Source organism: Azospirillum mesophilum (assembly GCF_053470405.2).
Genome location: NZ_JBPXMQ020000001.1, coordinates 49,973 through 74,149, shown reverse-complemented (window position 1 = coordinate 74,149; position 24,177 = coordinate 49,973). Strand labels below are relative to the sequence as shown.

General features: G+C 67.8%; 15 protein-coding genes and 1 tRNA gene. 10 read left to right on the top strand and 6 right to left on the bottom strand.

Going from position 1 to position 24,177, the window contains the following annotated elements; genetic code table 11:
* Positions 1 to 37: 37 nt before the first annotated feature.
* The 3 genes from ACSVC7_RS00340 to ACSVC7_RS00330 form a co-directional block, all read right to left on the bottom strand.
* Positions 38 to 703 carry an LON peptidase substrate-binding domain-containing protein gene (locus ACSVC7_RS00340; RefSeq protein WP_448204404.1) on the bottom strand — a complete coding sequence of 222 codons (666 nt, stop codon included), beginning with the start codon at positions 701 to 703 and terminating at the stop codon, positions 38 to 40.
* Between the two features lie 48 nt (positions 704 to 751).
* Positions 752 to 1,705 carry a tetratricopeptide repeat protein gene (locus ACSVC7_RS00335; protein ID WP_448204403.1) on the bottom strand — a complete coding sequence of 318 codons (954 nt, stop codon included), beginning with the start codon at positions 1,703 to 1,705 and terminating at the stop codon, positions 752 to 754.
* 105 nt (positions 1,706 to 1,810) lie between these two features.
* Positions 1,811 to 2,356: a prolyl-tRNA synthetase associated domain-containing protein gene (locus tag ACSVC7_RS00330; protein ID WP_448204526.1), complete on the bottom strand. Its 546-nt coding sequence runs from the start codon at positions 2,354 to 2,356 to the stop codon at positions 1,811 to 1,813.
* Between the two features lie 146 nt (positions 2,357 to 2,502).
* On the opposite strand from ACSVC7_RS00330, the gene ACSVC7_RS00325 reads away from it, so the two are divergent.
* The 5 genes from ACSVC7_RS00325 to ACSVC7_RS00305 all read left to right on the top strand — a co-directional run bounded on the left by ACSVC7_RS00325 (position 2,503) and on the right by ACSVC7_RS00305 (position 8,252).
* A tRNA-Gly gene (locus ACSVC7_RS00325) sits at positions 2,503 to 2,577 on the top strand.
* Between the two features lie 697 nt (positions 2,578 to 3,274).
* Entirely contained in the window at positions 3,275 to 3,961 is a 687-nt protein-coding gene (locus ACSVC7_RS00320; RefSeq protein ID WP_448204402.1) for an RraA family protein, read from the top strand.
* Between the two features lie 39 nt (positions 3,962 to 4,000).
* On the top strand, positions 4,001 to 4,930 hold the full coding sequence (locus ACSVC7_RS00315; protein ID WP_448204401.1) for an AEC family transporter: 930 nt from the start codon (positions 4,001 to 4,003) through the stop codon (positions 4,928 to 4,930).
* A gap of 532 nt (positions 4,931 to 5,462) precedes the next feature.
* Entirely contained in the window at positions 5,463 to 6,431 is a 969-nt protein-coding gene (locus tag ACSVC7_RS00310; protein ID WP_448204400.1) for a tripartite tricarboxylate transporter substrate binding protein, read from the top strand.
* A gap of 123 nt (positions 6,432 to 6,554) precedes the next feature.
* On the top strand, positions 6,555 to 8,252 hold the full coding sequence (locus tag ACSVC7_RS00305) for a methyl-accepting chemotaxis protein (protein WP_448204399.1): 1,698 nt from the start codon (positions 6,555 to 6,557) through the stop codon (positions 8,250 to 8,252).
* A gap of 404 nt (positions 8,253 to 8,656) precedes the next feature.
* Here ACSVC7_RS00305 and ACSVC7_RS00300 read toward each other — a convergent pair whose 3' ends face one another.
* The 3 genes from ACSVC7_RS00300 to ACSVC7_RS00290 all read right to left on the bottom strand — a co-directional run bounded on the left by ACSVC7_RS00300 (position 8,657) and on the right by ACSVC7_RS00290 (position 13,743).
* Complete coding sequence (locus ACSVC7_RS00300; RefSeq protein WP_448204398.1) at positions 8,657 to 9,628, bottom strand: tripartite tricarboxylate transporter substrate binding protein; 972 nt, start codon at positions 9,626 to 9,628, stop codon at positions 8,657 to 8,659.
* 267 nt (positions 9,629 to 9,895) lie between these two features.
* Positions 9,896 to 11,554: an HD-GYP domain-containing protein gene (locus ACSVC7_RS00295; RefSeq protein WP_448204397.1), complete on the bottom strand. Its 1,659-nt coding sequence runs from the start codon at positions 11,552 to 11,554 to the stop codon at positions 9,896 to 9,898.
* 107 nt (positions 11,555 to 11,661) lie between these two features.
* Positions 11,662 to 13,743, bottom strand: a complete 2,082-nt coding sequence (locus ACSVC7_RS00290; protein WP_448204396.1) for a hybrid sensor histidine kinase/response regulator — start codon at positions 13,741 to 13,743, stop codon at positions 11,662 to 11,664.
* A gap of 237 nt (positions 13,744 to 13,980) precedes the next feature.
* Here ACSVC7_RS00290 and ACSVC7_RS00285 point away from each other — a divergent pair, with 237 nt between their 5' ends.
* The 5 genes from ACSVC7_RS00285 (at position 13,981) to ACSVC7_RS00265 (ending at position 24,159) form a co-directional block, all read left to right on the top strand.
* Positions 13,981 to 18,837 (top strand): NAD-glutamate dehydrogenase, encoded by a 4,857-nt coding sequence (locus tag ACSVC7_RS00285; protein ID WP_448204395.1) that lies wholly within the window; start codon positions 13,981 to 13,983, stop codon positions 18,835 to 18,837.
* A gap of 291 nt (positions 18,838 to 19,128) precedes the next feature.
* Entirely contained in the window at positions 19,129 to 19,821 is a 693-nt protein-coding gene (locus tag ACSVC7_RS00280) for a hypothetical protein (RefSeq protein WP_448204394.1), read from the top strand.
* 81 nt (positions 19,822 to 19,902) lie between these two features.
* Positions 19,903 to 21,537: a tetratricopeptide repeat protein gene (locus ACSVC7_RS00275; RefSeq protein ID WP_448204393.1), complete on the top strand. Its 1,635-nt coding sequence runs from the start codon at positions 19,903 to 19,905 to the stop codon at positions 21,535 to 21,537.
* A 153-nt stretch (positions 21,538 to 21,690) separates the two neighbouring features.
* Entirely contained in the window at positions 21,691 to 22,782 is a 1,092-nt protein-coding gene (locus ACSVC7_RS00270; protein WP_448204392.1) for a hypothetical protein, read from the top strand.
* A 66-nt stretch (positions 22,783 to 22,848) separates the two neighbouring features.
* On the top strand, positions 22,849 to 24,159 hold the full coding sequence (locus tag ACSVC7_RS00265) for an MFS transporter (RefSeq protein WP_448204391.1): 1,311 nt from the start codon (positions 22,849 to 22,851) through the stop codon (positions 24,157 to 24,159).
* Positions 24,160 to 24,177 lie beyond the last annotated feature (18 nt).

The window sequence follows — 24,177 nt, the reverse complement described above, 5'->3', positions numbered from 1 at the left end:
AACGGGCCTCGCGGTCAGGATGAACAAACGAATGGGGTCAGTGGCGTGGCGCGCAGCCGTCGCCATCATGGCAGTCGAGAATGGCCATCTCGATCAGCGCGATCAAGAGCTTCGCGCGCTCCGGCAGGTCCGGCGCCTCCAGCAGCGCCTGCTTCTCGCTGGGCGAGAAGGGGCAGATCATGGCAAGCGAGGTGACCAGCCGCTCGTCCGGCGTGGACTCGATGGCCGACCAGTCCACCGACAGCCCCTGCGTCTTGAAATAGCCCTTCAGCCCGGCCAGCAGCCGCGGCCGGTCCACGTCGCCACCGGATTCGGCGAGATCGTCGGCGAATCGCTCCCACGCGGCGGTCACGAGGCGGTAGCCGCGCACCCCGTCCACCTCCCGCCGGATGGTGAAGCGGCTGACGCCGGTCAGCGTGATCAGATAGCGGCCGTCCCCGGTCTCGGCGAAGCTGGTGATGCGGCCGGCGCAGCCGGTGTCGTAGACCGCCGGCTCCATCTCGCGGCTGGCCGGGTCGGTGGGCTGGACCATGCCGATCATGCGGTCGCCGGCCAGCGCGTCCTCGACCATCGCGAGGTAGCGCGGTTCGAAGATGTTCAGCGGCAGCCGCCCGCGCGGCAGCAGCAGAACCCCCGCAAGCGGGAAGATCGGCAGTTGCCGCGGCAGGCGGTCCAGTGACGGGTCGAAGGGGTTCCGGCTCATGCGACGAATATAGAGCCCCCCGTCACCGCGAACAGAGCAAGCCCCGCCCTAGCTAAACAGAATCGAAGACAGGCGGCGGCGCGACTGGACGGTCAGCGGGTCGGTCGGGCCGAAGGCCTCGAAGAACTTCACCAGCTGCTTGCGCGCGGCCTGCTCGTTCCACTCGCGGTCGCGGCGCACCAGCTCCATCAGCGCGTCCACGGCCTCCTCGCGCTTGCCGGCGGCGAACAGCGCCAGTGCCAGGTCGAAGCGCGCCTGGTGGTCGTCCGGGTTGGCGGCGACCTTCTCCGTCAGCTCCGGGATCGGGCCGGCGTTGGCGGCCTGCTCGGCCACCTCCAGCGCGCTGCGCACCGCGGCGATGTCCTTGTCCTTGGCGATGGACTCCGGCGTCTTGTCCAGCATCTGCTTGGCGCGCGCCAGATCGTCGGTGGCGATCAGGCAGCGGATCAGGCCGGCGTAGGCGGTCGCGTTCAGGTTCTCCGGGTCGGCCTGGAGAATCTCGCTGTAGATCTCCGAGGCGGTCTGGATATCGCCGGCCTCCAGCGCCTCCTTGGCCTGGGCCAGCACCTCCCCCAGGATGTCGCCTTCCGCGCCGCCCGCGGCGCCGGCCAGCTTGATCAGCTTCTCCACGAAGGCCTTCACCTGCGACTCCGGCAGGGCGCCCATGAAGCCGTCCACCGGACGCCCCTGGAAGAAGGCGTAGACCGCCGGGATCGACTGCACGCGCAGTTGCGAGGCGATCATCGGGTCCTTGTCGGTGTCGATCTTGACCAGCCGCACCTTGCCCTTGGCCGCCAGCACCGCCTTTTCCAGGATGGGGCCGAGTTGCTTGCACGGGCCGCACCAGGGCGCCCAGAAATCGACGATCACCGGGACCGACTGCGACGCCTCGATCACGTCGGCCATGAAGGCGCGGTCGCTGCTGTCCTTGATCAGGTCACCGGCGGCGGCGCCAGCGTTGGCGGAACCGGCGGGGGGCTTGGCGGGCGGAATTGAAAACATGGCTCTCACGAATCCCTGTGCGACTTTGCCTGATACATGAGCGCATGGCGCCCGTTGCGCAAGCTTTTGGGTTGCGCAAGCGTTTGGGTGGACAGCGCCGGCCCGCTACGCCTCTTCGGTCCCGAAGGGAACGATCATCGGCTCGTGCCCGCCGGCGCGGATGAAGCGCAGCAGGTCGTCGGGGCTGATGGCGGTGGTGCGGTCGTTCAGCAGCGGGTGATAGTTCAGCGGGTCGTGGTCCAGCATCTGTTGCTGCAACACCACCCTCACCCGCCTCTCTCTATCATTGACGAGCGCGAAGGGCGTGACCGAGCCCGGCCGCACGCCGAGATGCCGCCACAGCCGGTCGGCCGAGGCGAAGGACAGCCGGGCGGAGCCGATCACCTTGTCGAAGCGGTTCAGGTCGACCCGCGCGTCCTCCAGCGCCACCACCAGCCAGTGCTGCTCCTTCTTGTCCTTCAGGAACAGGTTCTTGCAATGGCCGCCGGGCAGCGCGCCGCGCAGCGCCTTGCTCTCCTCCACCGTGTGCAGGGGCGGGTGGCTGTGGGTCACGGTACGGATGCCGAGCGCCGCGAGATGCTCCAGGAGCTGCTCCGGGCTGGTCGGCAGCGGCGGCTCGGCCCTGCCCTCGGGGGTCAACGCGTCGTCCATGCCGGCGTTTTTAACGGGCATGCCGGGTTTCGTCCAGCGGTCCCAAAAAAGTGAAACATGACGCTTGCATTGCGTTCGGCGATGAGTATAGTCCGCCGCACGCCGCCGGACGGCACCGAACACGGTGACGGACGACGACACGGAGCGCGGGCGTAGCTCAGGGGTAGAGCACAACCTTGCCAAGGTTGGGGTCGAGGGTTCGAATCCCTTCGCCCGCTCCATCTTCCCGAAGGGAAGACAGTCTTCCGAAAACCGGAAGACGCCGCATGCGATCAAAGGGCCGGGCCTTCGGGCACCGGCCCTTCGCATTTTTCCCTCCCCTTCCGGTTTCCGAGATCACACGCACAGCGTGACGAACACGCGCGTCCTCTCGCGTTGTGTGTTGCCGGGTGTGTTGCCGGCCCGTAAGACACGGCGCCGGTTTTCCGTAACGCCCGAATCGGGTGCCACCCCGACCGGCGCAACCCTGGCGATTTCAGGTATCGCCCAACAACATCCTTTTCCTGCCCTAAATCGCAATTGCACGCAACCGTGTGGCTTCTTGCCGCGGGATTGCATGCATTTGTAGGGTTGTCACCGGCCGGATCAGCATCAAATCAGCTTGCATGAATTTACTTTTTGGCAACCTACTTGCGTATGACCGCCCGAAGGGCTATGCTTCAAATACGAAACAAATAGGACACTATCCGCTCGGGGTTGTAAGCGCCATGGATGTGTCGGCCACTTCGGACGGTGCGCGCCCGTGAACTTCCCGGAAGAGGGGTGCGCGTCCGGCCGGCCTCCGCCATTCCGGCGGTGCCGATCCACTCCGCCCTGATCGTCATCGGTTCCGCTGTCGTCGCGCGTCGACCGGCGGCACCGCCGGTCGCGCTTCAAAGCCCCGCTTCGTTCAGCCCAGATGACAAGAGGTCCCCTCCCATGGCCATGCAACGCTACATTGTCGATTATCCGCGCTTGTCTCCGGAATCCCTGGATAAGTGGCGCACCGTTCCGAGCAGCGTCGCCTCCGACGCGCAGAACCGCTGCCAGAGCATGGACTCCCGCATCAAGCCGATGGTGCCCGGCATGCGCATCTGCGGGCAGGCGCGGACGGTCGTGCCGATGCCCGGCGACAACAGCATGGTCCATCACACGGTGAGCCTGGCGGAGCCTGGCGACGTGGTGGTGGTGGCCGGCGGCGGGCTGGACGACGTGGCCATGGCGGGCGAGTGGGTCGTCCGCTGCTGCAGCGTCCGCAAGCTCGGGGGCCTGGTCGTTGACGGCACGGTGCGCGACCTCGCCGAGATCCGCAGCATGAACGTCCCCGTCTTTGCCAGGGGCGCCGTTCCGCGCGGACCGCACAAGAACTTCGGCGGCAAGATGGACGTGCTCGCCTCGGTCGGCAACGTGCCGGTCAACCCCGGCGACATCATCCTGGGCGATGAGGACGGCGTGGTCGTGATCCCGTTGGAGGTCGCCGACGAAACGCTGGAGGCCAGCCTGAAGCTGCTCGCGCGCGAGCAGAAGTGGACCGAGGAGATCAAGGCCGGCAAGACCCTCGTCGAGGTTCTGGGCGTGCCGCCCCTGGAGATCATCGAGCGGGAGCGCAAGCTGGAAAGCGTGTGATTCGGCTGAAAATCGGGAAGCCCCAACGGTGATCCACCCATGACGCTTATCTTCCAGATCGTTTTGCCGATGTTCGCTTTGATCGCGCTCGGCTATTGGGCCGCGCGGTATCGTGGATTCAGCAACACGATGGTTCAGGGGCTTTCCCGTTTTCTCGGCATATACGCCCTGCCCGCCCTGCTTTTCTCCAACATGGCGAAGGCCAACATCCCCAATCCCATCGAGTGGGGATTCCTGGCCTCTTTCTATGTCGCGGCGCTGATGGTGTTCGCGGTGGCGGCGGTCTGGATGCTGCTGCAGCGCCGGAAGGCCGAATTCGCGCCCGTCGGGCTTGCCAGTTCCTTTTCCAACATCGCCCTGCTCGGCACGCCCATCATCATGGAGGCCTATGGCCCCGCGGTGGCCGTGCCGGTCCTGCTGCTCATCGTGTTCCAATCGCCGTTGCTGTTCACCGTGGCGACCCTGCTCGCCGAATCCCAGCGTTCGACCGGCGGCAAGCCGACCGCGGCGGCGATCAAGGCGGTGAAGGCGACGGCGATGAGCCCGCTGGTCATGTCCGTCCTCTTCGGCCTCGTCACCAACCTCAGCGGGTTTCAGGTTCCGGCGATGGTCATGAAGGGCCTGGGCCTGATGGCACAGACCGTGCTGCCTTGCGCCTGCTTCACGCTGGGGGCGACGCTGGCCTTCAGCCCGACCTCCGGGCGGCTGCTGCCGGCGGCGATCATGTCGGTCATGAAGGTCGGCCTGCATCCGGCCCTGACCTGGCTCCTGGCCGTCAAGGTCTTCTCCCTGCCCCCGGACTGGATCGCGCCGGCCGTGACGGCGGCAGCCCTGCCCATCGGCGTCAACGCCCATGTCTTCGCCGAACGGTACGAGGCGGGACGGGAACTGGTCGCCATGTCGCTGCTGATCTCGACCCTGCTGTCCCCGATTTCCATATCGGTCGCCTTCATGGTCGCCATGGGCTAGGACCATTCGGCGCGTTTATTGTTCGATTGTTTTCAAAGGAGACAACCTCTGCGTACGGAAGATTCGCGCGACCCCCGCAACGGGCCGCCGGTATCGCGCGAACTTCTTCGTTCTCTAAGGGTTCTGCGACATCAAATGCCATTGATGCACGAATTCTCTCCTGCTAACTTCGTGCAACGATAGAGCATACAGTGCCTTTGGATCGGATTCGGCCGTGCAAGACTCCCAACACCTCTCTCGCCGACCGCCGACCTCTCCTTCTCCACCAACATACCTTGGCGGGTTTTTCTCACGGCCTGCCGTACATATCCCGATATGCTGCGCAACGTCAGCAGCATACCCGCAGAATACATCGCGTTCGCCGCCGATGCGCAGCAATCTCCGGCTGCGAACTATTCCGGCGCTTTATTTAGCGATCACTTCTCAAAGCAAAATCTACAGAAGCCCATTGGAAACAATTGGTTTGTGCAATTTCCAAAAAGCCAATACGGCGATGGACACACAGGAACCAGGCAGGAAAAAGGGCATCCAGATGAACATTCGCAGCAAGTTCTTGGCGCTCGCGGCCAGCGTGCTGGCGCTCACGGCGGCCTCCGCGCAGGCCGCCTATCCGGAGAAGCCGATCACCATGATCGTGGCCTACGACGCCGGCGGGTCCACCGACGTCACGGCCCGCCTGCTGGCTCCCCTCATCGAGAAGCACCTGGGTGGCGCCCGCATCGAGGTCGTGAACAAGCCCGGCGCCGGTGGCGAGATCGGCTTCGCGGCCATCGCCGATGCGGCTCCGGACGGCTACACGATCGGCTGGCTGAACACGCCGAACGTCGTCTCCATCCCGGTGGAGCGTCAGGCCCGCTTCACGCTGGACCGCCTGGAACCGCTGGTCAACGTCGTGGACGACCCCGACGTCCTGGCCGTGGTCAACGACAGCCCCTACAAGACGGTGAAGGATCTGGTGGAGGCCGCCAAGGCCAGCCCGAACACCATCACCGTCGGGTCGACGGGCGTGGGCTCGGACGAGCATCTCGCCATGCTGACGCTGCAGCGTCAGGCCAGCGTGCAGTTCACGCACGTTCCCTTCTCCGGCAGCGGCGCCAATTACAAGGCCATGATCGCCAAGAAGATCCAGGTCGGCGGCATGAACCTGGGCGAGGCGCTGCGCGGTCAGGCGACCGACCAGATCCGCATCCTGGGCGTGATGAGCGAGCAGCGCTGGAAGTCGGCGCCCGACCTGCCGACCTTCAAGGAACAGGGCTTCTCGGCGCTGATGGCCTCGCTGCGCGGCATCGGCGCGCCGAAGGGGATCCCGGCGGACGTCCGGGCCAAGCTGGTGGACGCCATCACCAAGGCGGTCAACGATCCGGAATTCATCGCCAAGGCCGACGCCAAGGAGACCTATCAGCCCCTGCGCGTTCTCAGCCCGGATGCCTTCGCGGCCGAGCTGAAGCAGATCGACACCGACCTGCGCGCCCTGTGGCAGGCCACCCCCTGGCTCAAGTAACCGGTCGAGTAGCGTTGCCTAACAACTCCCGCCGCCGGCCTTCGGGCCGGTGGCGCGGCAGGTTCTCTTTCCGCTGCCCAAGCGCCGTTCCTCCGACGGGGCAGAGGTTGATGCAGGTGTATCATGACGATCCTCAATCACCTTCATATCCCGACGAAAATGGGGATTCCGGCGGCTACGGCGATCATCGGCATGCTGATGATCGCCCTGCTCGGCGGATCGGCCATCACGGCGCAGTCACATCTGCTGGACACGCTCTTCAACCGGTCCTTCAGCCGCGAGGCGGAAGTCCAGAACTTCACCGACACGCTGACCGTGGCCCACGCGGCCCTGTACCGCACGGTGATCCTGAGCACCGCCAACGCCTCGCCGAAGGCGATCGAGGAAGAGTCGAAGGCCTTGCTGGAGCAGTTGGGCAAGCTCAAGGGCAAAGCGGACAAACTCAAGGGCGACGCGTCCTCGACCGAGGATGAAGGCAAGCTGCTGCAGCGCTTCGGCAGTGAAACCGGCGCCTACCAGGCCAAGGTGACCAGCTTCCTCGACCTGCTGAAGATGGGCATCGACCCGCTCGACTTTCTGCAGGAGGTGCAGGCCGCCTACGCCCGTCTGCACACCACGGCGCGCGATTATCTGGCCTACCAGCGCGAGCAGTCGGCCGCCGCCTACGCGGACGTGAACGCGTCGGTGGACAAGACCACCCAGGCCTTCATCGCCTCCGCCGTCGTGGCGCTGCTGATCACGGTCGGCGTGGCGCTGTTCATCGGCTTCAACATCGCCCGCCCGGTCGTGCGCCTGACGACGGTGATGGAGCGGCTGGCCCAGGGCCAGCTCGACAACGAGATTCCCGCGGCCGAACGCGGGGACGAGATCGGCCAGATGGCCCGCACGGTCCGCGTGTTCAAGGACAACGCGCTGCGCGTGCAGGAGATGTCGAAGGAGCAGGAGGCCATGCGCGCCCGCGCCGCGGAGGAGCAGCGCCGCGCCATGAACGCGCTCGCCAACGACCTGGAGGCCTCGGTCAAGGCGATGATGGGCGAGGTGGTGCGCTCCGCCGACTCCATGCGCGGCGAGGCCAACGTCATGCTGGAGAACGCCCGGCAGACCGCCCACCACAGCGACAGCGTCGCGCACGCGGTGCAGGAGGCGACCACCGAGGTCGAAAGCGTGGCCGCCGGTGCGGAACAGCTGCGCGCCTCCATCGACGAGATCACGCGCTCCATCTCCCAGTCCACGCAGCTCGCCCGCGGCGCGGTGGACGAGGCCGGGCGGACGGACAGCATCGTCCAGGGCCTGAGCGAGGCCAGCCGCAAGATCGAGGAGGTCGTCGGCCTCATCAACAACATCGCGGGGCAGACCAACCTGCTGGCGCTGAACGCGACCATCGAGGCCGCCCGCGCGGGCGAGGCGGGCAAGGGCTTCGCGGTCGTGGCGCAGGAGGTCAAGAGCCTCGCCAACCAGACCGCCAAGGCCACCGACGAGATCGGCTCGGAAATCGCGGCCGTCCAGGCGGCCACCACGGCGGCGGTCAACGCCATCCGCGCCATCGTCAACACGATCCGGCAGGTGGACGAGTCGCTCAGCACCGTCGCCGCCGCGGTCGAGGAGCAGGACGCGGCGACCCGCGACATCAGCGAGCGCTCGCAGCGCGCCGCCACCGACACGATGGCCGTGCTGCAGGAGATGCGTCTGGTGCAGCAGGCGGCCGAGACCACCGGCCATTCCGCCGGCGCCGTCCAGACCACGACCGAAGAGCTGTCGCAGAACTTCAACAAGCTCGACAACGAGATCGAGGCCTTCATCACCCGCATCACCGCCGCGTGATATCCATAGGCGACAAGTAGCTGATCTAGCGCTCAAAAGCCCCTCTCCCTTGAGGGGCGCGCCGCCGGAGGACGCCGAAGGCGTTCGCAGGCAAGCGTGGTTGGGGTGAGGGTGGCACCGGCGCAGCCGGCCAGCGATTTTCCCGCTCTTCGAGCGGTAACGACCCCTCATCCCAACCCTTCTCCCCGCACTCGGCGGCCACAGGCCGCCTGCCGCCGTCAGCGCAAACTTCGTTTGCGCGTGAGGCCAAGGGGAGAAGGGCTTTGCGCATAAAGCTGCTTACCGTACCGCAGCGGCGCCCCCGCCTTCGGCGGAAAGGCCGCTCGAAAGTTCCAAAGAAAAATGCCTCTCTCCCCGACGGGAGAGAGGCTTTTTCGTTCAGGCGCCTTTCCGGGAAGGCCCGGCTACTTCAGCCAGGGCGTTTCCTTCCACAGGCCCCGGAAGTCGGTGTCGAGCTGCTTCAGCTCCGCGCCGAACGCCTCGGAGTCCATCAGGCGCAACGGCTGGAAGGTCTCCTTGGCCTTGCTCTGGAACTCCGGATCGTTGGCGGCCTTGGTGACCGCCTCCACCAGCTTGGCACGGATGTCGGCCGGCAGGCCCTTCGGCGCGCCTATGCCGCGCAGCGAGGCCATGGTGAAGTCGTAGCCCAGTTCCTTGAAGGTCGGCAGGTCGGGGGCCATGCTCCAGCGCTCCTTGGACATCACGCCCAGGATGCGGATCGGATCGCCGCCGGCCTTGCCGCGCAGCCCCTCGCCCAGGTTCTGCCCGCAGACCTGGATGTGCCGGCCCAGCATCGACCGGTAGTTCTCCGCGCTGCCGGGGAACGGAACGTGGGTGAAGCGCACGCCGGCCTGCCGTTGCAGCATCAGTTCCGCCAGATGGTCGTCCGAGCCCACACCCGTCGACCCGACGGTGATGGTGTTCGGGTTGGCCTTGGCCTGGCTCACCAGATCCTCGACCGTCTTGTAGGGGCTATCCGCGTGGACGGTCATGATGCCCGGATCGTCCACGATGTTGTACAGCGGGTCGAGCCGGTCGATCGAGAAGCGCGCGCTGCGCTCGATGGGGATGGTGACGACGTTCGGCGTGTTGATGAAGCCGATCGTGTAGCCGTCCGGCGTCGCGTCCGCGATGGCCGCGAAGCCGATCTCACCGCCGGCGCCGCCCTTGTTCAGCACCACGATGCGCGCGCCGCCGCCCAGGTATTTTTCGATGTAGGGGGACAGCATGCGCGCGGTGACGTCGGTCGATCCGCCCGCCCCGTACGCGACGATCATGGTGATCGGCTTGTCCGGATAGGCCGCCCGCGCTTCGAAGGCACCAGCCAGCAGGGCGCAGGAGGTCAACAGGGCACCAAGGAATTTTTTTGCTTTCATGATTCGCTCCGCCGAACGCTGCCGGGCTCACCGTCCCGCAGCAGGCCGCAACACGGACTTGGCAACACAGACTTGTATGTGTTCACAATAACATCATTTCAAGAATTGTATCGCCATATAGACCGCAATCGAAGCGCGATCGTAAGAAAATTTTTTAATTTTGTGGCGAGCGTTCCAAGGGGCGGCACAGCGCGGAGGTGAAACGGCGGCGCGGAATGACGGCGCGGAACGACGGCGCCGCCATTGCGTCCGGGGGGCCGAGCCCCCTCAGTTGATTGGTTCGGCGCGGCTGCCGAACAGCGCGCGCAGCTTGCGGCCGATGGCGCCGATCAGCAGCCCCTGGTTTCCGCCCTCCGGCTTCGGGAACCAACCGGGGTCGGTGGCCTGAATGCGGCGCACGACCGTCACGAAGGCTTCCACCACCACCGGGTCGAACTCCCGGCCGGCGCGTTCGGTGATCCAGGCGATGGCCTGCTCCAGCGTCCAGGCGCTGCGGTACTGGCGGTCGGTGATCAGCGCGTCGAACACGTCGGCGACCGCCATGATGCGCGCGCTGATCGGGATGGCCTTGCCGCGCAAGCCCTCCATATAACCCGACCCGTCGTAGCGCTCGTGGTGGTAGCGGGCGATTTCCGCGGCGATGGACAGGATGCTGCGCCCGCGCAGGGGCACGGACGCCTCGCTCAGGATGCGGTAGCCGATGGTGGTGTGGCGGTGGATCATCTCCTTGTCGTTGTTCGCCAGCTCGCCCGGAATGCCGAGCGTCTCGTCCGACACGGAGAGCATGCCGACGTCGTGCAGCAGGCTGGCGAGCCCGACCTTCTCCACCAGCTCCTCGTCCAGCTCGTCGCGGAAATGGCCCTGGGCGTGCAACTCGCGGGCGATGTCTCCGACCAGCCGCTCGACGCGCTGGAGGTGGCCGGCGGCGGCGTTGTCCTTGTATTCGGCGAGCGAGCCCATCGCCAGCACGGTGGCCTTCTGGGCGGTGTTCAGCTCCTCGAACAGAAGCGCGTTCTCGAAGGCGATGGAGCACTTGTTGCGGAACAGCTCCAGCAGCTGCCATTCGCGGGCGGTGCCGTCGTTGTTGTGGCCCTCGACATAGATCATGCCGATGATGCCGCCGTGGGCGCGCAGGCGCAGGGCGCAGAAATCCGGCTCGACGATGGTTTCGCTGCTCGGGCTCAGCCGCTCCAGCGCCGCCGCGACCCTGGGCTCCCCGATTTCGGCGACGTCCACGTCCTTCCATTTGGCGAAGCGGCCGGTGGAGGCGCGCACGCGGATCTTGCGGTCGCGCGGCAGCGTGTCGCCCTGGATGCACAGCAGCGCGTGCTGCCCGATGCCCAGCAGGCCGACGACGCGCGGCAGGATGTTGGGGAACAGCACGTCGGGCGTGCGCATCTCCAGCAGGCCGGTGGTCGCCACCAGCATGCGGGCGAGCCCCTTGCGCCCAGCCGCCTGCGCCTGAAGGCCGATGAAGGCGCGCAGCCGGGCGATCACGGCGGTGCGCAGCGCGCGCGGCGTCAGGCTGTCCTTGGCGCGGTAGTCGCTGACGTCGTGCGTCTCGACCACCTCGTCCTCGGGCACGCGGTCCGGGTGCGCGGTGCAGACGATGATGCGGACGCGGCTGTTGCCCATCTCCTTGCGGATCGTCTCGATCAGGGCGAGGCCGGAGGCCGGCTCACCGCCCAGCACGGGCTCCAGCAGGACGACCGCCGTGTTGGGGTGGGCGTAGAGCGCGGCGCGCGCGTCGTCGGCGGTGGCGGCGGTCAGCACCTCCACGGGGGTGCCGTTCAGCGAGAAGCCGTCGAGCGCGGAGCGCGCCAGACCCGACAGGGTGGGATCGGGATCGACCACCAGGATGAAGAGGGGCGCCTTGGCGGGCGGTACCGGGGTGGCCGCGGCGGGCCGGACGTCGTCGTTGGGCATGCTCGTCTCGATGGTTGCGCAGCATCACCGCGCTCCCATGGAAAATACCCGTCACGCGACACTCATTCAACTTCCATTGATTCGGATGCTAAGCGCCTCGCCTTTTATCAGGCGTTGCCGATGGTCTGCGTCAACGCGCTGAGCAGCACGGGCGGGGTCACCGGCTTGTGCAGCACGCTGATGCCGCTGGCCTCCGCCTCGCGGATGCGCTCGGGGGCGGTGTCGCCGGTGATGATGATGCTGGGGATGGCGCGGTGGTACAGGTCGCACACGTCCCGGATGGCCTCGGTCCCGGTGCGCCCCTCGCGCAGGCGGTAGTCGGCCAGGATCATGGACGGCGGCCGTTCGCGGGCGGTCAGCAGCCGGATGGCGTCTTGCGCCGACTCCGCCGCGATGACCTCGAACCCCCAGGTCTGGAGCACCGCGCGCAGACTGGACAGCACCACCGGCTCATCGTCGATCAGCACGATCACACCCCGCCCGGCGCCGGCCGACAGGTCGGGCCGGGCCACCGCGGGGCGCGGCCGGATGGAGGGCTGGAGCGGCACCTCCACCCAGAAGACCGACCCCTGTCCCTGCACCGAACGCACCGACACCCGATGGCCGAGCAGCCGCCCCAGCCGGCGGACGATGGCGAGCCCGAGGCCCAGCCCCTTTTCCCGGTCGCGCTCCGGGTTGGCTATCTGGGTGAACTCCTCGAAGATTTCCTCGGTCTGGCCGGGGGGAATGCCGATGCCGGTGTCCCACACCTCCACCCGCAGCGCGTCGCCGCGCCGCCGGCAGCCGACCAGGATGCGCCCGGTGGTGGTGTAGCGCACGGCGTTGTCCACGAGGTTCTGGACCATGCGGCCGAACAGCGCGGGGTCGGTGCGCACCACCGCGCCGCTCGACACCACGGTCAGCTTGATCCCCTTGGCCGCCGCCACGCTGGTGTAGCTGACCCGCGTGGTCGCCAGGATGCTGTCGATGGGGAAGATCATCGGCCGCACCGTCACCACGCCGGCGTCGAGCTTGGACACGTCCAGAAGGCTGTCCAGCAGCGTCTTCAGCGCCTCGACCGCCACCTCCATGTCGCTGACCATGGTGCGGGCGGAGCCTTCGGGCAGTTGCGCGGCCAGCGCGGAGGTGAAGAAGACCAGCGACTGCACGGGCTGGCGCAGGTCGTGGCTGGCCGCCGCCAGGAACTTGGTCTTGGCGACGCTGGCCCGTTCCGCCTCGTCCTTGGCCTTGCGCAGGTCGGCGTCGGCCTCCTTGCGCTCGGTGATGTCGCGCACGGTGCCGGCGAAGATGCGGCGCCCGTCCAGGGTTCCCTCGCCCACCGCCAGGTCCATGGGAAAGCTCCGCCCGTCCTTGCGGCGCCCCTCCACCTCGCGCCCGATGCCGATGATGCGCGGCTGCGCGGTCCGCAGATAGCTGTCGAGATAGCCGTCGTGCGCCTGCCGGTAGGGGGCGGGCATCAGCAGGCTGACGTTGCGGCCCAGCACCTCCGCCGCGCTGTAGCCGAAGATGCGTTCCGCCGCGCGGTTGAAGCTTTCGATTCGGCCCCTTTCGTCGATGGTGATGATGCCGTCCACGGCCGCTTCCAGGATGGCGCGGTTCTTCACCTCGCTGTAGCGCAGCCGCTCCTCCGTCTCCTTGCGGGCGGAGATGTCGCGGATGATCCCGGTGAACAGCCGTTCCCCGTCCACCAGGGCGGCGCCGACCGCGAGGTCCATGGGAAAGGTGCGCCCGTCCTTGCGCAGGCCCTGCACCTCCCGCCCCTTGCCGATGATGCGCGCCTCGCCGGTGTCCCGATAGTGCGTCAGGTAGCCGTCGTGGGCGGACCGGTAGGGTTCCGGCATCAGCATGTTGACGTTGCGGCCGACCACCTCCGCCGCCTCGTAGCCGAAAAGGCGCTCCGCCGCCGCGTTGAAGGAGCGGACGATCCCCCGCTCGTCCATGATGACGACGCCGTCCACCGCCGCGTCCAGGATCGCCTGCGTCAGCGTCCCGTGGTGCGAGCCCTCCGGCTCGATCACTGGCGGCGGCGGGGGCGGGGGTGGCGGCGGGGGTTCGGGGCCGGATGCGGGTTCCGGAGTGTCCGGTTGCGCGGACGCCGGAACCGCACGGCGTCCGCGCAGCAGCCAGCCCAACGCGCCGGTTCCCATGGCCAGCGCGGTCGCGAAGAAAAGCCCGGCGGCAGCATCCATCCGAAGCCCCCCTTTCGAAGTGCGACGATCGTAAGAGAGCAAACAAAACAGTCCGCCATTACACTCTGGTTCGGCAACCCATCCGGAAGACATAGGCCCTGCGCGTGAGCGGCCAAGCCCCACCGCCTGTTGCCAGATTCGGCAAATCCGCTACCCTCTGCCTAGAAAGACGGCAGAGGGTCCCGGGACAAACGGCCCCGGGAAAAAAGCCGCAGGACGATGGGAAGGAATGGAGCGATGGCTCTCAGGGCGGAACAGCTCAAGGACGAGCTGACCGAAGAGGTCGTGCGTCAGGTGCGCGAGCGGCTGAGCCGCAGCCGCGCCGCGCCGGCGGAGCGGTTCGTGCGGCAGTTCTACGACAACGTGCCGCCCGACGACATCATCCAGGCTCCGGCCGAACAGCTCTACGGCGCCGCACTCGCCATGTGGCAGTGGGGCCAGCAGCGCGAACCCGCGCCCGGGACACACGGCGCCGCCAAGGTCCGCGTCTACAACCCCCGCGTCGAGGAGCACGGCTGGCAGTCCCACCGGACGGTGGTGGAGATCGTCAACGACGACATGCCCTTCCTGGTGGACTCGGTGACGGCGGAGCTGAACCGCCAGGGGCTGACCGTCCATCTCGTCATCCACCCCGTGGTGCGGGTGAAGCGCGACGCCGCCGGCCAGCTGGTCGAGCTGTACGAGCCCGCCGCCGCACCCACCGACGCAGCGCCCGAGTCCTTCATGCATGTGGAGGTCGGCGCGGTCACCGACGCCGACGCCCTGGCCCACGCCCGCGAAGGGCTGGAGCGCGTGCTGGCCGACGTGCGCGCCGCCGTGGCCGACTGGCGCGCCATGCGCGAGCAGGTGCGCGCCGCCGTGAAGGACGCCGCCGCCGCCGGCACCGCCGTCCCGGCGGAGGAGGTGGACGAGGCCAAGGCCTTCCTGACCTGGGCGGACGAGGACCACTTCACCTTCCTCGGCTACCGCGAATACCGGTTCGAAGGGGGCGGCGACGGGGTGGAACCGGCGCTGGCCCTGGTGCCGGGCAGCGGGCTCGGCATCCTGCGCGACGATTCGGTCACCGTCTTCGACGGGCTGCGCAACTACGCCACCCTGCCGCCGGACGTGCGCGACTTCCTGCGCAACCCGCGCGTCCTGATGGTGACCAAGGGCAACCGCCCGTCGCCGGTGCACCGCGCCGTGCCGATGGACGCCATCCTGGTCAAGCGCTTCGATGAAGAGGGACGGATCGTCGGCGAACGGCTGGTCGCCGGCCTCTTCACCTCCGTCGCCTACAACCGCAGCCCGCGCGAGATCCCCTATCTGCGCCGCAAGGTCGCGGAGGTGATGGATCTGGCCGGCTTCGACCCGCAGGGCCACGACGGCAAGGCCCTGATGCACATCCTGGAGACCTACCCGCGGGACGAGCTGTTCCAGATCCAGGTGCCGGAGCTGTTCGACATCGCCATCGGCATCCTGCATCTCCAGGAACGCCAGCGCCTCGCCCTCTTCGTGCGCAAGGACCCGTTCGAGCGCTTCGCCTCCTGCCTCGTCTACGTGCCGCGCGACCGCTACGACACCACGCTGCGCCGGCGCATCCAGACGATCCTGGAGACGGCCTTCGCCGGCACCTGCGCCGGCTTCACCACGCAGCTGACCGAAAGCGTGCTGGCCCGCCTGCACTTCATCATCCGGACGGAGCCGGGCCGCGTCCCGGCGGTGGACGTGGCGGAGGTGGAAGCGCGGCTGGTCCAGGCGGCGCGCGGCTGGGACGACCACCTGCGCGACGCGCTGCTCGACGCCAACGGCGAGGAGGACGGCGGCGCCCTGTTCCGCCGCTACGCCGACGCCTTCCCCACCAGCTACCGCGAGCAGTTCAACGCGGAGACCGCCGTCTACGACATCGAGCGCATCGAGAAGGCGATGGCGCAGGGCGGGCTGGGCATCAACCTCTACCGCCCGCTGGAGGCGGAGGAGCACGAGCTTCACGTCAAGATCTACCACGAGGGGCGACCGGTCCCGCTGTCCGACGTGATGCCGATGCTGGAGCACATGGACCTGAAGGTCATCACCGAGGTGCCCTTCGACGTCACGGTCGCCGGCCACGCCGCCCCGGTGTGGATCCACGATTTCACCGCGCGCAGCCAGAACGGCCTGCCCATCGACTGCGCCATGGTGAAGGAGAAGTTCCAGGAGGCCTTCGCCGCCGTCTGGGAAGGACGGATGGAGGATGACGGCTTCAACCGCCTCGTGCTCCGCGCCGGGCTGACCGCGCGGGAGGTGACGGTGCTGCGCGCCTACGCCAAGTACCTGCGCCAGGCCCGCATCGCCTACGGCCAGGACGTGGTGGAAAGCACGCTGGCCGAGCACGCCCCGATCGCGCGCAAGCTGATGGCGCTGTTCCACGCCCGCTTCGACCCGGCCCGGCAGGTGCCGAACGACCCCGGCCTGATCGCGGAGATCGAACGCGCGCTGGACGGGGTGAAGAACCTGGACGAGGACCGCATCCTGCGGCGCTTCCTGAACCTGATCCGCAACACGCTGCGCACCAACGCCTACCAGCGCGGCGCGGACGGCAGGCCCAAGAGCTACATCTCCTTCAAGATCGACAGCCGCGCCATCGACGAGCTTCCGCTGCCCCGCCCGATGGTGGAGGTCTTCGTCTACAGCCCCCGGATGGAGGGCGTGCATCTGCGCGGCGGCAAGGTGGCGCGCGGCGGCATCCGCTGGTCCGACCGGCGCGAGGACTTCCGGACCGAGATCCTGGGCCTGATGAAGGCGCAGATGGTCAAGAACACGGTCATCGTGCCCGTGGGCTCCAAGGGCGGTTTCGTCGTGAAGCGCCCGCCCCCCGCCAGCGCCGGCCGCGAGGCGCAACTGGCCGAGGGCATCGAGTGCTACAAGACGCTGATGCGCGGCCTGCTGGACATCACCGACAACCTCGACACCGAGGGTGCTGTGGTCCCGCCGGCCGAGGTGGTGCGGCATGACGGGGACGACCCCTACCTCGTCGTCGCCGCCGACAAGGGCACGGCCACCTTCTCCGACATCGCGAATTCGGTGTCGCTGGATTACGGCTTCTGGCTGGGCGACGCCTTCGCCTCGGGCGGGTCGGCCGGCTACGACCACAAGAAGATGGGCATCACCGCCCGCGGCGCCTGGGAATCGGTGAAGCGCCATTTCCGGGAGCTGGGGCGCGACATCCAGAGCCAGGACTTCACCGTCGTGGGCGTCGGCGACATGTCCGGCGACGTGTTCGGCAACGGCATGCTGCTGTCGAAGCACATTAGACTTCTCGCCGCCTTCGACCACCGCCACATCTTCCTCGACCCCGATCCCGACCCGGCGCAGAGCTGGGAGGAGCGCAAGCGCCTGTTCGACCTGCCGCGTTCCTCCTGGGCGGACTACGACGCCGGCCTGCTGTCCAAGGGCGGGCGCATCTACGACCGAACGGCCAAGTCGCTGGAGCTGACGCCGGAGATCCGCGCCCGCTTCGGCATCGACAAGGCGCACGTTACCCCGCAGGAACTGATGCAGACCCTGCTGAAGGCGGACGTGGACCTGCTGTGGTTCGGCGGCATCGGCACCTACGTCAAGTCCTCCGGCGAGACGAACGCGGAGGCCGGCGACAAGGCCAACGACGCCCTGCGCGTGGACGGGCGCGAGCTGCGCGCCAAGGTGATCGGCGAGGGCGCCAACCTCGGCGTCACCCAGCGCGGCCGCATCGAGGCGGCGCTGCGCGGCGTGCGGCTGAACACCGACGCCATCGACAATTCGGCGGGCGTGGACACCTCCGACCATGAGGTGAACATCAAGATCCTGCTGAACGACGTGGTGGCGCGCGGCGACATGACGGTGAAGCAGCGCGACATCCTGCTGGCCGAGATGACCGACGAGGTCGCCTGTCTGGTGCTGGCCGACAACTACCTGCAAAGCCAGGCCCTGACCATCGCGCGCAGCCAGGGTCCGGACGCGCTGGAATCGCAGGCCCGCTTCATCCGCGCGCTGGAGAAGTCCGGCCGCCTGAACCGCGCCATCGAGTATCTGCCCGACGAAGAGGAGCTGTCCGCCCGCCTTGCCGATCACCAGGGCCTGACCCGGCCGGAGCTGGCGGTGCTGCTGGCCTACGCCAAGATCACGCTGTACGACGACCTGCTGGCGTCCGACCTGCCGGACGACCCGTTCATGGCGGACGACCTCACCCGCTACTTCCCCAAGCCGCTGCGCAAGACCCACGCCGACGCCGTCGCGCGCCACCGGCTGCGGCGGGAGATCGTCGCGACCAGCGTCACCAACAGCCTCGTCAACCGGACCGGACCGACCTTCGTCAAGGAGATGATGGAGAAGACCGGCATGGGTCCGGCCGACGTGGCGCGCGGCTACACCATCGTGCGCGACAGCTTCGGCCTGCGCTCCCTGTGGACGGGGATCGAGGATCTGGACAACGTCGTCCCGGCGGCCTTGCAGACCTCCCTGATCCTGGAGACGGTCCGCCTGATGGAACGCGCCGTCGCCTGGTTCCTGACGAGCTGCCCGCAGCCGCTGGACATCGCGGCGGAGACGGAGGCCTACCGCCCCGGCATCGAGACGCTGATGAAGGGCCTGGACGCCTTCCTCGACGCGGAGGAGGCCGCCCGCCTCACCGCCCGCGTGGCGCACTATGAAGAGCAGGGCGTGCCGGCGGAGCTTGCCCGCCGCATGGCCGCGCTGCCGGTGCTGGCTGCGGCCCCCGACCTCGTCCGCATCGCGCGGCGCACCAAGCGCGACGTGGCCGCCGTGGCGGCGGTCTACTTTATCCTGGGCCGTCGCTTCGGGCTGGAATGGCTGCGCGACAAGGCCACGGCGGCGAAGGTGGAGAACCACTGGCAGAAGCAGGCGGTCGCCGCCCTGCTGGACGACCTGTTCGCCCACCAGACCGCGCTGACCATCCGCGTGCTGGAGATCGCCGACCAGCTTCCCGCCGAAGCCCCGGTCGACGGCTGGATCGCCCGCCACCGCCCGGTGGTGGAGCGGGTCGAGCAGCTCCTCTCCGAACTGCGCACCCAGCCCAACGTGGACCTGTCCATGCTGGCCGTGGCGAACCGGCAGCTGCGGGGGCTGACCGCGGGGTAAGCGGTCCGGACCGAGCGTGAAAGCGGCGATGCGTTTCGCAGCCCGTTTTCACGCTCAGGCCGCATGGTGGCCGAGCAATGGTGGTTGTGGCGTCTGCATGCCCCCTGGTTTACAACCGGAGGCGTGGGGGCCTTTGATCTCGCTGCATCGTCGCGCATGGAAAAAGGGCTTGGGCACTTCCGTACCCAAGCCCCCGATCAAAAAATCGTATTCCATGTCCAAGGGGGATGTGCGGTGCAGTGATCTTGTCCCCAGGCTCACAATGCAAAAAGTAGAACACGGCCCACCCCGATGCAAGCCCCCTTCAGCCTATTGACGCCGACGCTCGAAGCCGTGGGCATCGCTTTGTCGCAGACGCGGATATCGAGGTACCTGACCGAAGCGCGGGGCAACCGGCAACTGGCCATGCGGCTCTACCAGTGGAATGCGGACATTGGCGAAAGCCTGTATTGGCCCTTGCAAACCTTGGAGATCACCTGCCGAAACGCCATTGCCCGCGTGTTGGAGGACAAATATGGCGCCGCATGGCACATGGACGGCAAATTCCACCGGACGCTGGATGACCAAGCCTTCGGCAAACTCAAGGAAGCCTTGAACAGGCAGGAGAGAAAGCGCGGGGCAGGACGCGTTGTCGCCGACCACGTCATCGCCGATCTCAGCTTCGGTTTCTGGACGTCCCTGATGACGCGGTCCTATGAGGTTCCCTTTGGATGGACCTCCCGTCTGTGCATCGCGTTTCCATTCATTCCGTTTGGGGCCACACGCCAGACCGTATCAAGGCCCTTGGACGACGCGCGCGCCTTGCGCAACCGCATTTCTCATCACGAACCGCTCCTGGGGCTGCGGCTGACGATCAAGTACCGGGAAATCCTCGACGTGCTGGGATGGACCTGTCCGGAAACCCGCTGGTATGTGGAGCAGCACAGCCGCTTCCTGGAGGTCTGGGACAGTCATCCCGCACCCGCCCTTCGTCGCGGCGCATGAACGTAGAACTGTAGCCCTCCCCGCTTTCCCGCTATGGTGTCCCGCGACCCAGCACCTACCCGCCGATCCGGAGCCGCCGCGATGACCGACGCCCAGCCGACCCTGAACGATGCCATCCGCCTGTTCCGGTCGGGCGACCTCAGCGGGGCGGAGGCGGCCTGCCGCGCGCTGCTGGCGATCGACCCGCACAACGCGCAGGCGCTGCACCTGCTGGGCCTCGTCGCCGCCCACACCGGGCATCCGGAGGCGGCGCTGGACATCCTCGCCCAGGCCATCGCGGAGCTGGGCACCGACCCGTCCTTCCACAACAGCCGGGGCAGCCTGCTCTTCCAGCTCGGCCGCGCGGAGGAGGCGGAGGCAGCCTTCCGCGCCGGCGTCGCCATCAACGACCGCCTGCCGGAGCTGCACGGCAACCTGGGCAACGCGCTGAAGGCGCTGGGCCGGCTGGAGGAGGCGGAAAGCGCCTTCCGCTCGGCGTTGGCGCTCCGCTCCAACGCGCCGGAGATGCACAACTTCCTCGGCACCACGCTGCGCGAACTCGGCCGGCTGGAGGAGGCGCAGACCCACTTCCGCTGCGCGCTGGACCTCGCCCCGGACTATCTCGACGCCCGCTACAACCTCGCCGAGGCGCTGAGCACGCGCGGCGAGCTGGAGGAGGCCGCCACCTGCTTCCGCAAGGTGATCGAGGCCGCCCCCCGCTTCATTCCCGCCCATGTCGGGCTGGCCCACACGCTGCAAAGCCTCGACCGCGCCAACGAGGCGGTGGAGGCGATCGAGGCCGCCCGCGCGTTCGCGCCCGACCACCCGCTGGTGCAGTTCACGCGCCGGCTGATCTATTCCAACGCGGTGCCCGGCTGGCACCTGCCGATGATCAACGACTTCGAGCGCAACGAGGCCTACGACGCGGCGCTGAAGCGCGCGGTCACGCCGGACTCGCTGGTGCTGGAGATCGGCACCGGGTCGGGCATCGTCGCCATGATGGCCGCCCGCGCCGGTGCGAAGCGGGTCGTGACCTGCGAGGTCAACCCCATCCTCGCCCGCGTCGCCAAGGAGACGGTCGCCAACAACGGCTACGCCGACCGCGTCAGCGTCGTGCCGAAGCTGTCCACCCAGCTGTCCGTCGGCGAGGGCGGCGACCTGCCGGAGAAGGCCGACGTCTTCGTGTCGGAGCTGATCAACATCGGCATGCTGGCCCCGCGCATGCTGTCGGTGCTCCAGCACGCCCGCACCCATCTGGTGAAGCCCGGCGGCGCGATCATCCCGCGCGCCTCCACCGTCTACGCCATGCTGGTGGAAACGCCGGAGCTGGCGCGCATCAACCCCGTGAGGACCATCGACGGCTTCGACATGTCGACCTTCGACGTCTTCCGCTCCCCCGGCTACCAGCAGATCGACCTCGCCTCCGACGCCCACACGCCGCTGACGGACAGCTTCACGGCGCTGGACTTCGACTTCACCCGCAACATGCCGGAGGACGGCCAGCGCGAGATCACCGTGGAGATCACGCGGGAGGGCACCTGCCACGGCGTCGCCTTCTGGTTCGACCTGTTCATGGACGAGGAGGTCGTCTACCGCTCCGAAAGCCGCGCCAGGACCAACCACTGGAAGCAGGCCATGACCTACCTGGAAAGCCCGATCCGCGTCCGCCCCGGCGACCGGCTGACCGTGGTCGCCCGCTACGACAACAACCAGATTTCCTTCGGTATCGGCGGTTGATCGGGCGCGACTCGCGCTTTGCGGGGCTGCGACCTTCCGCCCACCCGGAAAAATTGACCGGAATTTTGACAGGATCAACCACCCGTCCTACCCTGTCGTGAACAACTGCGGCTTCACGAAGAAGCCGGCCTTTGACGACGGGGAGACCGCCTCATGTCCATTTCGGCGGCGGCCACATACAGCAGCACCAGCCTCAGCCTCACGATGACGGCCTCCACGGCCGGCGCCGTCGCGGACAAGAACGCTTCGGCGAAAGAGGCGAAGGGCGCACCAGCGTCGGGTTCCGGCGGTTCGGGCGTGGTGGTCAGCCTGTCCGTCGAGGCGCAGACCATGATGGCGACCGGCTCCGTGGCGTCGGAAAAGGCCCCCGCCCCCGTGTCCCGCTTCGCCGCCTATTTCCCGACGCGCGACGGCAAGCCGGTGACGGCGCTGGCCTCGGCTGTCGAGAATCCGGGCGCTCTGTCCAGCTCCGCCGGCCTGACCCTGCCGGAGGCCGCGAAGGACGCCCGCGCCCGCATGGACGCGCAGTACAAGGCCATGAAGGACAGCGGCAAGCCCTTCGACTTCAACGCCTGGGAGGGGCGGGACTGGAACACGGTCATGGGCGACCTCGACCGCCGCTCCCTTTATGCGATCAGCAGCAACACCGGCGGCCTGTTCTCGGAGGAGGAGCAGGACACGGCCCGCTCCATGATGGTGCAGCAGCAGGGCTTGGCGATGGGCCTCTACTCCGGGCCGACCCGGCTGGAGGGCAGCTTCTCCGATCCCTTCGGCGGCGACCGCACCGCCCAGATGAAGGCGGGCGTCAAGTTCCTGGATCAGGTCAGCGACGAGGAAAAGACCTCCGTCACCTGGGCGATGGACCGGGCCGGGGCGCAGCGCGGCTATGAGGCGTCCAAGCGCAACACCCGCGACGAGCTGGAGGAGCTGAAGAAGCTCGACAGCCAGACCCCGCTGCAAAGGCTCCTGAAGGCCGCCGCCGACGCCATGAAGAAGAAATCGGCGGGCGGGACGGCGGAGGATTCGGAGAACCTGGACAGCGACAACCCGATGGTCCGGGTCATCAAGTCCGCCATGGACAGCATGGAGGGCAACCCGGCCCGCGGCATGTCGCACGGCCTGCTCCGCACGGCGGAGGACCTGAAGGACCAGCCCTGGTTCAAGGGCTTCGAATCGCAGCTCGACACGGCCATCCAGCAGGCCAAGGACCTGTATCAAAAGGACAAGACCGCCGAAAAGGCGTGAGCTTGTCCCCATCCGCCGGGGTGGATAGAGTGACGCACCCCGGTCCGGAAAGGTCTTGAGCCCAGCATGCCCCACACGGTCAACGCGCCGAGCCGCCGCGCCATGGTGTCCTGGTGCCTCTACGACTGGGCGAACTCGTCCTACAACACCATCATCACGACCTTCGTGTTCTCCGTCTACTTCGCGCGCGGCGTGGTCGGGGACGAGGTGGCCGGGGCCTCGCGCTGGAGTGCGGCGCTGACCGTCGCCGGGTTGCTGATCGCGCTGTTCAGCCCGGTGCTGGGCGCGGTCGCCGACCGCACGGGCCGGCGCAAGCCCTGGATGGCGCTGTTCACCGCCCTGACGGTGCTGTTCTGCGCCGCGCTGTGGTGGGTGAAGCCGGACCCGTCCTACGCCCTATTCGCGCTGGTCTGCGTGGTGATCGGGACCGTCGCCTTCGAACTGGCGAACGTCTTCTACAACGCCAGCCTGACCGCGCTGGCCCCACCGGCGATGATCGGGCGCCTGTCGGGCTGGGGCTGGGGCATCGGCTATTTCGGCGGGCTGGTCTGCCTCGTCGTGGCCCTGTTCGTCTTCGTGAAATCGCCGGCCCCGCTGTTCGGGCTGCTCGGCACGGCGGAGCAGGCGCCGGTGCGCGCCACGGCGCTGCTGGCCGCCGTCTGGTACGCGCTGTTCGCCCTGCCCTTCTTCCTGTGGGTACCGGACGAGCCGCCGACCGGCCTCGGCATCGGGCAGGCCGCGCGCGAGGGCGTCGCCACGCTGCGCCGGACCCTGGCGGAGGCGCGCCGGCACCGCAACCTCGTCCGCTTCCTGGTCGCCAGTGCCTTCTACCGCGACGCCATCAACACCATCACCGCCTTCGGCGGCATCTTCGCGGCCAACGCCTTCGGCATGACCTTCGAGGAGATCGTCACCTTCGCCATCGCGCTGAACGTCGTGGCCGGCATCGGGGCCATCGGCTTCGCCTGGGTGGACGACCGCGCCGGCGCCAAGCCGACCATCCTCATCAGTCTGGTGGGCCTGATCGCCTTCGGCGTGCCGCTGCTGATGGCGACGGAGAAGCTGTGGTTCTGGGTGCTGGCGCTGGGGCTCGGCACCTTCTTCGGGCCGGCGCAGGCGGCGGGGCGGTCGCTGATGGCCCGGCTGGCGCCGCCGGGCATGGCGGGGGAGATGTTCGGGCTCTACAGCCTGACCGGCCGCATGGTCGGCTTCATCGGCCCGCTGGCCTTCGGACTGGCAACCTCCGCCTTCGCCAGCCAGCGCGCCGGCATGGCGAGCGTTGTGGCTTTCTTCGTGATCGGATTTGGGCTTATGCTGACGGTGAGGGAACCGGCCCAACCGTCACCGTCCGGGCTTCGGCAGTCCGCCGCAGCCTGATCACAAATTCAAGAGGCC

Bases quoted from the DNA above. Each gene is read 5' to 3' on its own strand.
- ACSVC7_RS00335 (WP_448204403.1), bottom strand. From the start codon at position 1,705: ATGTTTTCAATTCCGCCCGCCAAGCCCCCCGCCGGTTCCGCCAACGCT.
- ACSVC7_RS00300 (WP_448204398.1), bottom strand. From the start codon at position 9,628: ATGAAAGCAAAAAAATTCCTTGGTGCCCTGTTGACCTCCTGCGCCCTG.
- ACSVC7_RS00280 (WP_448204394.1), top strand. From the start codon at position 19,129: ATGCAAGCCCCCTTCAGCCTATTGACGCCGACGCTCGAAGCCGTGGGC.
- ACSVC7_RS00275 (WP_448204393.1), top strand. From the start codon at position 19,903: ATGACCGACGCCCAGCCGACCCTGAACGATGCCATCCGCCTGTTCCGG.
- ACSVC7_RS00270 (WP_448204392.1), top strand. From the start codon at position 21,691: ATGTCCATTTCGGCGGCGGCCACATACAGCAGCACCAGCCTCAGCCTC.
- ACSVC7_RS00315 (WP_448204401.1), top strand. From the start codon at position 4,001: ATGACGCTTATCTTCCAGATCGTTTTGCCGATGTTCGCTTTGATCGCG.
- ACSVC7_RS00320 (WP_448204402.1), top strand. From the start codon at position 3,275: ATGGCCATGCAACGCTACATTGTCGATTATCCGCGCTTGTCTCCGGAA.
- ACSVC7_RS00265 (WP_448204391.1), top strand. From the start codon at position 22,849: ATGCCCCACACGGTCAACGCGCCGAGCCGCCGCGCCATGGTGTCCTGG.
- ACSVC7_RS00290 (WP_448204396.1), bottom strand. From the start codon at position 13,743: ATGGATGCTGCCGCCGGGCTTTTCTTCGCGACCGCGCTGGCCATGGGA.
- ACSVC7_RS00330 (WP_448204526.1), bottom strand. From the start codon at position 2,356: ATGGACGACGCGTTGACCCCCGAGGGCAGGGCCGAGCCGCCGCTGCCG.
- ACSVC7_RS00340 (WP_448204404.1), bottom strand. From the start codon at position 703: ATGAGCCGGAACCCCTTCGACCCGTCACTGGACCGCCTGCCGCGGCAA.
- ACSVC7_RS00295 (WP_448204397.1), bottom strand. From the start codon at position 11,554: ATGCCCAACGACGACGTCCGGCCCGCCGCGGCCACCCCGGTACCGCCC.
- ACSVC7_RS00285 (WP_448204395.1), top strand. From the start codon at position 13,981: ATGGCTCTCAGGGCGGAACAGCTCAAGGACGAGCTGACCGAAGAGGTC.
- ACSVC7_RS00305 (WP_448204399.1), top strand. From the start codon at position 6,555: ATGACGATCCTCAATCACCTTCATATCCCGACGAAAATGGGGATTCCG.
- ACSVC7_RS00310 (WP_448204400.1), top strand. From the start codon at position 5,463: ATGAACATTCGCAGCAAGTTCTTGGCGCTCGCGGCCAGCGTGCTGGCG.